Origin of the sequence: Microvirga massiliensis, from assembly GCF_001006805.1 — a bacterium.
Taxonomy (GTDB): domain Bacteria; phylum Pseudomonadota; class Alphaproteobacteria; order Rhizobiales; family Beijerinckiaceae; genus Microvirga; species Microvirga massiliensis.
On sequence record NZ_LN811355.1, the window covers coordinates 369,761 to 375,511 of the forward strand.

Below are 5,751 nucleotides of genomic sequence, written 5' to 3' on the forward strand. Positions count from 1 at the left end.
GACGTCGCTCTCTGTTGTCCACTCTCTTATGAAGCCACCCGGTCGGCCGACCCTCGGTCGCCTCGCCTTCGCCATTCGGGACGCAGCCTTTCTGCCGCGCTTCCGGCTCCCGAACGCCGGGCTACGAACCCCGCCTCTTACCTCGTTGCAGCCTCTTCAGATCCGGCGCGATGGTGGAGCGGGTGAGGGGAATCGAACCCCCGTCATCAGCTTGGAAGGCTGTTGCTCTACCATTGAGCTACACCCGCATGCTCCTCGTCTCGCCTGGATGGTGGGGGAAGTAGGACTCGAACCTACGAAGGCGTAAGCCAGCGGATTTACAGTCCGCCCCCTTTGCCGCTCGGGACATTCCCCCTCGAACCAGACGAAACGCCTTGCGTCGAGGCTATTCAAACGAAACTCCCCGCCGCAGGGGCAGGGATTCCGCGGGCGTCCTTATGGTGAGCCCCTGCTCCGGTGTCAACGGAAAACTCCCGGGGAACGCTCCGTGGCGCCGTCGCGGCGTGATATCCCCAGCTCTCTTCGAGGAGAACACATGTCCAGACGCCCGAAAGCCGCCCCTGGAGCGCGGCCAGGATCCTTTCGCCGCACCTCTCAAGGAGGGCGTCCTCCCGCGCGCTTCTCCCGCAACGAAGGCGACGAGACCGCCATCCTCTATGGGTGGCACCCTGTCGTCGAGGCTCTTCGCAACCCGAATCGCGCGATCCGCCGGCTGCTCGCCACGGAGAACTCAGCAAGGCGCCTGGCCGAGGAACTCGGAGCGCTGGACCTGGATCCGGAAATTGTCCGACCGGATGATATCAATCGCCTCCTCGAACCGGACGCAGTCCATCAGGGTCTCTATCTCGAGGCCGAGCCCCTACCCTCCCCGACGCTCGAAACGTTGTCCGGCGACAGAATCGTCCTTGCTCTCGACCAGATCACCGACCCGCACAATGTCGGGGCGATCGTCCGCAGCGCGGCGGCTTTTGACGTCGAGGCGATCGTGACGACGGCGCGGCACAGCCCGGCGGCTACGGGTGTACTCGCCAAGGCAGCATCGGGCGGCCTCGAGCACGTCCCTTTCATGGTCGTTCGCAACCTCGCCGATACCCTGATTGGCCTCGGCGAGCGCGGCTTTCTCCGGATCGGCCTCGACTCCTCTGGTACGGCGGGGCTCGATCAATTGCCGCTGCGGCGGCCGGTCATTCTCGTCCTGGGATCGGAGGGGAAGGGGCTGCGGCAGCGCACGCGCGAGTGCTGCGACTTCATCGGGCGCCTCGACATGCCGGGCGAGATCAAGAGCCTCAACGTGTCGAACGCCGCCGCGATCGCCCTCTATGCCGTCAGCCGCGCCCTCGCCGACTAACGCCTCGCCACGGGCTTCCAGTTTGACGGGCCACCGAACCGAAGCCCGACCGGCCCAATGCTCGTTCCGGACGCGCACCGCACCCAGTTGGCACGTGGGCGCGTGATCAGCCCGCCCTTCGGCAGAGCCCCTCGCCGTCCGTGCCGGAATGCGCTCAGCGGGTTCCGACCGGCACCGTCAGGTGAACGATGCGGGCCCCAGCCGACGCGCCGGGCCCTGCGGATGACGGCTCCTCGCTCGCTGGCACCGCAATGACCTGCGCGCCTCCTGAAGGAAGTGCGCGAGCGCCGACCGGTTCGTTCAGAACCTGGATCTGCGCCCGGTCGGGCAACACCTCGCGAATGCCCATCACGGTCGGCAGGTTCGCCACCGATGGAACGGGAGCGAGATCCACGTCGAGCGCGGGCGAAACGGCACTCTCCTGAACCACTACGACAACTGGAGAATGGTAATCCTGCTCGAGATAGAGCGGCACCCTCCCGAATCGGTGGAACCGGTGTCGTGGCCCGACCGCGTGCCGCAGACCGCCCATTGCGTGCCGGTGAAAGCCCGCAACAGGCCGCCTGATGCCGTGGGAGCCGCTCCCGAATTCACCCGCCGAGACAGAGCTCGTGCCGCCGAGGGCGGCAACAGCCATGAAAAGGCACCACAATCGGATGCGCATGGAAAGCTCCAGGTTCCGCACCCGACAAACTGGTTCACAAATCGTTAACGGCCAAGCCTCTCGAGAGGATTTCGCACAATATAGTTAACGGCGCCTCGAGGCGGCCCTCAGTGGCAGATCGTGACCCGGCGGACGATCCACCCCTCGGATTCGACGAAAAGCTTCCGGCGTATCCGCTGACACCCGGGGGCGAGTTCCGCCTCCCCCCGTTCTCGGACGTCCGCCTCGCCTGCGCCCGTGCTCGCCGTCGCAACGGCCGCGCCCGACCCCGGCTTCGCGGTTCGGACGCTCGGTGCACTCTCGGCCGGCCCCGTGAACAAAGCTACGATAAAGACAAAAGCCCCCACTCCGGCGAGCGGCAAGCCCGCTCGATTCCGAAATCCCGTCATGACCCCAACCCCGTTTGCCTTCGGCGGCGCTACTCAAGCGCCGCTCTGTCAAAAGGACAATCGCTAAACAGAGAAATGGTTTCCGTGCGGCCTCACACGTAGGCTTGCGCCGCATGACGGTCACTGCTACCTCGGGGTCGAGACTCGCCGGTTTAGCTCAGCTGGTAGAGCAACCGCCTTGTAAGCGGTAGGTCGCGAGTTCGAGTCCCGCAACCGGCACCATTCGATCAGGACCCAAGTCATTGAAAACAATGGCTTGGGTCTTTTCCTGCTCCGATACGAGAAGTCCGGACTGGGGACGGGAATGAACGAAAGCGAACAAATTGCGATGTTCGCGAACCAAAAATCACAAACGATGCACAAAAGCGCGGCTGCACCGTCCTCCCTCCATTCAGGGCAGCGGCACTGACTTCATGCTGGCAAGCGGCACCGAATACCTCGTGGTGCGCCGATGCCTTCGGGGTCGGGAGTTCAGCGCAATCCCTGTTATCCCCTGCGGGCATGTTTATTCCATGTGGATAATACTTGACGGGCCTATCTGCATCGCTGGCCGATCGGTCGGGAGTTTGGGGCCACGTGCCGGCTACGTTCCATGAGATCCCGTTGTCGGAGATTCGCATGGGAGACTCGAGACCTTGGCCATTCCGGCAAAGTCGGCTTATCCCATTTGGGCCGTCGCTTTTCCGATGAGGCATAACGGGTGAACACCCTGATCCCGAAGGACCCGGCCTTTCAGGCCCGCATCCAAGCCAGCTTTGCCAAGCAGGGGCTGATGAGCACCCTCGGCGCATCGATCCTGCACATTGCTCCGGGAGCGGTTGACATCGCCCTCTCGCCAAGCCCGGCCGTCTTGCAGCAGCACGGCTTCGTGCACGCAGGAGCCGTGGCGGCCATTGCGGACACCGCCGCGGGCTATGCCGCGCTCGGCCTCATGCCGCCGGGAGTCGGGGTGCTGACAACTGAGTTCAAGATCAACCTCGTGGCGCCTGCCGCAGGTGATCGCATTGTGGCTCGGGGGCGTGTCATCAAGGCTGGGCGGACGCTGACATTGGCTCAGACCGAGGTCTTCTCCGAAACCTCCGGGAAAGAGAGGCTGGTCGCACTTCTCACTGCAACCCTGATGACGATTGAGGGCCGGGATGGCGTGGCGGATTAGTTGCCGAACATCCCATGAGGGGTCCCCTACGAAGTTCCGGCTCTTGCAAAACTGCGTTCCGATGAGGCTTGCGCGTCGGGGCTGTCCCCTATGAACAGTTGACGTTCCGCGGAGCATCCCGCTTCGTTTGGTTCGGGCATGGCAATGAGAGCTGATCAACCGGACCGTCCAAAGACAGTTCATGCCGTGCGCGGCATCGAGCGGTTGTCCGACTTTCCGAGGCTACCGTTCGGATCGAGTGCCCATTCTGCCCTCACCGACGCGGGCGCTACCGGCTCGCCCGTCGGGCCGCGAAGTTCGGCGTGGAAACCATGCTGACCGAGGCCCTTGATAGAATCGCATTGGACTGTCCCTGGCGCCCCCGCCCGGCGAACGACCCACGGGACCAGTACGGCCCGAAATGCAAGGCGAGATCCCGGACCTTGACTGGGTATCGCCTCTCCCTCCCGCAATGCCGCCACCGTTGAGACGGCTGCGGATCGTTCGATGAAGTCGAGATCCCTCAGCGCAAGGAAGGATGCAATCGTACCGAAACAAGCACGTCACATATTGCTCCCGTACTTTGCTCTGTCGAAGCTCCGGCAGACGAAGTTGAGAGAGAGGCGAAGGCTATGTCGGATCTTGAACAGCGGAGCCTCTGGTTCCTGAACACGCACGTGATCGTCCGCGTATCGGCACGCGACGGCTCCGACGGCATCTCGGTCCTCGAACACCGAGCGTCACGAGGGGACTCGCCGCCCCTTCACATCCATTACGACGAGGATGAAATCTTCCACGTGCTCGAAGGCGAGGTGCGCTACCGTGTCGGCGATGACGAGCGCCGGGCACGCGCGGGTGAAACACTTCTCGCACCAAAGGGCATCCCTCACACCTACCGGGTCGAGTCCTCCGAGGCACGCATGCTCACCATCACCCGAGGAGGATTCGAGAGTTTTGTCCGGGCTTTCGGACGGCCTGCCGAACGCGAGGGTCTACCCGATCCTTCCGGCCCACCCACATCGGAACAGGCAGAGGCCCTGGCCGGAGCCTGTCGACAGTTCGGAATCGAGCTGGTCGGCCCGCCTCTGTCCTGAGAAGAGGGATGACTTTTCCGAAGCCAGTCCTTTTGGCCGAGCGCTCAATGCACACGGAGGAGCATCGCTCCAAGACGCTGCCGGCCTACCAATCCGGGTTTGCTGACCACTTTCTTGCGGCAGCCCTTCCGGCGCAACACGATGGGACGGTTCGCCGGTGGCGAGGTCACTCAGCGACAGCAAGAATGTGGAGGCATTCCAATGATCCTGGTCAGTGTAATGTATCCAGGTGGTGAGCATGCCACCTTTGACGAAGCTTACTATCTCGGCACCCACATCCCGCTCGTGAGGAAGCGGTGGACCCCGATGGGCCTCGAAGAGGTGCATCTCGTGAAGGGCACAGGCACGCCGGATGGAAGTCCACCGCCATATCGCGTCATGGCTCTCCTGAGATTTCGATCCTTGCAGGACTTCCGCGCGGCTGCAGGAGCGCATGGGGCGGAGATCTTCGCGGACATCCCGAAGTTCACGAACGTCCAGCCGATCCTTCAGATTAACGAACCGCTCGGACAAAAAACGCCTTTGTAGATCCGGCAGTGCTGCCCCGAGTTGCACGATTCACAGACCGGACCAACCCAAGCCAGTTCATGACGGGCTACCAGGGTTCGAAAGCCAGCGTCGCCCCGTCTCGCAGAAATCGTCGTTTGCGCTCCGGCGCGGAATGATCCTGGTCCCGCATATGCGGGTCGCAGGATCGAATCACTGGCCATGATCCTCTCAGGCCGCCCGAATCTGGCATAGCGTGGCCTTGCCCTCATGCATGCCGGTGACCGGATCGTAACCATAGGTCGTGACCGTGTTTACGCTCTCGCCGAGCACATACGGGTCCGTTCCTGCGGGATAGCGGCGGCGCATGTCCTCGCCCTGATACCAACCCGCGAAGTGGAATGGCATGTAGGCGACGCCTCGAGCCACCCGCTCGGTCACGAGGGCCTTCACGCGCGCCTTTGCTCCGTTCTCGGGGCCCAGCACCCAGACCCACTGCCCATCCTGGATGCCGCGATCGGCAGCATCGCCCGTGTTGATCTCCACGAACATGTTCTGCTGGAGTTCGGCAAGCCACGGGTTCGAGCGCGTCTCCTCGCCACCGCCCTCGTATTCCACGAGACGTCCTGAGGACA

At 63.3% G+C, this 5,751-nt stretch carries 6 protein-coding genes and 3 tRNA genes; 5 read left to right on the plus strand and 4 right to left on the minus strand.

Annotated elements, in window-relative coordinates; all coding sequences use genetic code 11:
- Positions 1–174: 174 nt before the first annotated feature.
- Together BN1233_RS20165 and BN1233_RS20170 are read right to left on the minus strand one after the other, a co-directional pair.
- Positions 175–248 (minus strand) — tRNA-Gly (locus BN1233_RS20165).
- Between the two features lie 21 nt (positions 249–269).
- A tRNA-Tyr gene (locus BN1233_RS20170) sits at positions 270–355 on the minus strand.
- A 180-nt stretch (positions 356–535) separates the two neighbouring features.
- On the opposite strand from BN1233_RS20170, the gene BN1233_RS20175 reads away from it, so the two are divergent.
- On the plus strand, positions 536–1,348 hold the full coding sequence (locus BN1233_RS20175) for a TrmH family RNA methyltransferase (protein ID WP_046865368.1): 813 nt from the start codon (positions 536–538) through the stop codon (positions 1,346–1,348).
- A 154-nt stretch (positions 1,349–1,502) separates the two neighbouring features.
- On the opposite strand, the gene BN1233_RS20180 is transcribed toward BN1233_RS20175, so the two are convergent.
- The gene (locus BN1233_RS20180) at positions 1,503–2,012 is read right to left on the minus strand and encodes a hypothetical protein (RefSeq protein ID WP_046865369.1); all 510 of its coding nucleotides are present in this window, start codon (positions 2,010–2,012) and stop codon (positions 1,503–1,505) included.
- 535 nt (positions 2,013–2,547) lie between these two features.
- Between BN1233_RS20180 and BN1233_RS20190 the strand changes: the two genes are divergently transcribed.
- The 4 genes from BN1233_RS20190 to BN1233_RS20205 all read left to right on the plus strand — a co-directional run bounded on the left by BN1233_RS20190 (position 2,548) and on the right by BN1233_RS20205 (position 5,158).
- Positions 2,548–2,623, plus strand: a tRNA-Thr gene (locus BN1233_RS20190).
- 478 nt (positions 2,624–3,101) lie between these two features.
- Positions 3,102–3,557, plus strand: coding sequence for a PaaI family thioesterase (locus BN1233_RS20195; protein WP_046865371.1), 456 nt, complete (start codon positions 3,102–3,104; stop codon positions 3,555–3,557).
- A 611-nt stretch (positions 3,558–4,168) separates the two neighbouring features.
- Positions 4,169–4,630: a cupin domain-containing protein gene (locus BN1233_RS20200; RefSeq protein WP_046865372.1), complete on the plus strand. Its 462-nt coding sequence runs from the start codon at positions 4,169–4,171 to the stop codon at positions 4,628–4,630.
- 201 nt (positions 4,631–4,831) lie between these two features.
- Positions 4,832–5,158, plus strand: coding sequence for an EthD family reductase (locus BN1233_RS20205; protein WP_046865373.1), 327 nt, complete (start codon positions 4,832–4,834; stop codon positions 5,156–5,158).
- A 189-nt stretch (positions 5,159–5,347) separates the two neighbouring features.
- Here BN1233_RS20205 and BN1233_RS20210 read toward each other — a convergent pair.
- On the minus strand, positions 5,348–5,751 hold a 404-nt coding region (locus BN1233_RS20210), incomplete at its 5' end, for a molybdopterin dinucleotide binding domain-containing protein (protein ID WP_046865374.1).